This window comes from Candidatus Magnetobacterium casense, from assembly GCF_019173545.1.
Lineage (GTDB): Bacteria > Nitrospirota > Thermodesulfovibrionia > Thermodesulfovibrionales > Magnetobacteriaceae > Magnetobacterium > Magnetobacterium cryptolimnobacter.
This window is the reverse complement of the sequence record NZ_JABXWD010000723.1, coordinates 1-1,234: the sequence shown is the minus strand read 5'-3', so window position 1 is coordinate 1,234 and position 1,234 is coordinate 1. Positions and strand designations below refer to the sequence as shown.

Below are 1,234 nucleotides of genomic sequence, written 5' to 3'. Positions count from 1 at the left end.
TATAAGGCCCAGAGCCTCCCTGTTCAGAACCGCTCCCTGAGCCTCCGGAATAGCCTCCCTGCGAACCCTGGCCTTGATATGACATCTATATCACTCCTATTTGATGCAGATATAGGGCCGTGAACCCTATAAATGCTTGGATTGTAACGAACCCCCCCAAGTAGTACCAATGACGGGGGGTTAAGACTAGGTTCATTCTTCCTCCATGATATCCTTCTCAAAGGGCACGGAAGGGCCTTTTTCTTCGATTGTAGGGGCTTTAGCCTCCACTATGGTCTTACCTAGCTTAATCCCGAAGATTGTCGCTATAACGCCTACCATTGAAGCGAATAGGACCCCATCGGGCATTACACCGTTGGCGTAAAGGCTCCCAAGGACGTAGACCACGTATACAACGATCACGGAAGCAGCACAGCTTATAGACGTTGACAGCTTGTCTGTTAGGGTCATCTTTTCACTTCCACTTTGTACCAGATATCGGGCTTTCCCACCTTTTGGTCCTTCTCGATGATTGTTTCGTCATCGTCATCAAAGAGGTCAAAGAGGTGCTTCCCGTCCTTGTCCAATATGGGATACACCAGTATCTCCTCAGGCTTTGGGGCTCCCTTGTCCGTGTGCTTCTTGGTAGCCTTCAAGTCCGGTGTGTATATGTATTCCTTCATATCGGACCCACTCCTGTGTTCCTGCTCAATACGAGCTTGTACACATCGATTGACAGGTTAGCGTCCGGGGCTGCCAAGGGCGTGGAATTGATGACGGGCTGCATATCTATGGTTACAACGGGGCATTGGGCAGCCGTTAGACCGCCTCCACGCGCTGTGCCATCGATGTAGCCCGTTACTACGCCTGCTGCTGTGGATACAAGCTCGAATACATGGAAAGAGGTATCTACCGCTATGGTACTGTCTTTGTTCGTAACAGCCCCTGCACGTGTGCCCCTGAGGTAGTAATTGACCCCTACGGCGGTATCGACGACCCAAGCAACCCCGTCCGTGGGGTTCACAAGGGAAGTATCGCCTATCCCTACAATGCCAGAGGTCGTTACGGTTTCGGCTACCTGCCACCTTGAATAGAGCCTCCATGCGTCCTGCATGGTTACTTGCAATATGTTGTCCTGGGATAGGTGCGTGGTCGTCCCTGTGGCCGCGTTAAGAGTGATTATACCGCCCCTGGCGGGGGTTACCCTGGCTATGCTACCGCCTGCGCCTATGGTAGAGAGCCACTTAGCGCCAAC

3 protein-coding genes are annotated in these 1,234 nt (G+C 52.4%); all 3 read right to left on the bottom strand.

Annotated elements, in window-relative coordinates; translation table 11 throughout:
* Nucleotides 1-192: 192 nt before the first annotated feature.
* Complete coding sequence (locus HWQ67_RS19085) at nucleotides 193-450, bottom strand: hypothetical protein (RefSeq protein ID WP_218254280.1); 258 nt, start codon at nucleotides 448-450, stop codon at nucleotides 193-195.
* Nucleotides 447-662: a hypothetical protein gene (locus HWQ67_RS19080; RefSeq protein WP_218254279.1), complete on the bottom strand. Its 216-nt coding sequence runs from the start codon at nucleotides 660-662 to the stop codon at nucleotides 447-449. Before HWQ67_RS19080 ends, HWQ67_RS19085 begins: the two co-directional genes overlap by 4 nt.
* Nucleotides 659-1,234: TrbG/VirB9 family P-type conjugative transfer protein (locus HWQ67_RS19075; protein WP_218254278.1), on the bottom strand; the 576-nt coding region annotated here is incomplete at its 5' end. The genes HWQ67_RS19075 and HWQ67_RS19080, both read right to left, overlap by 4 nt.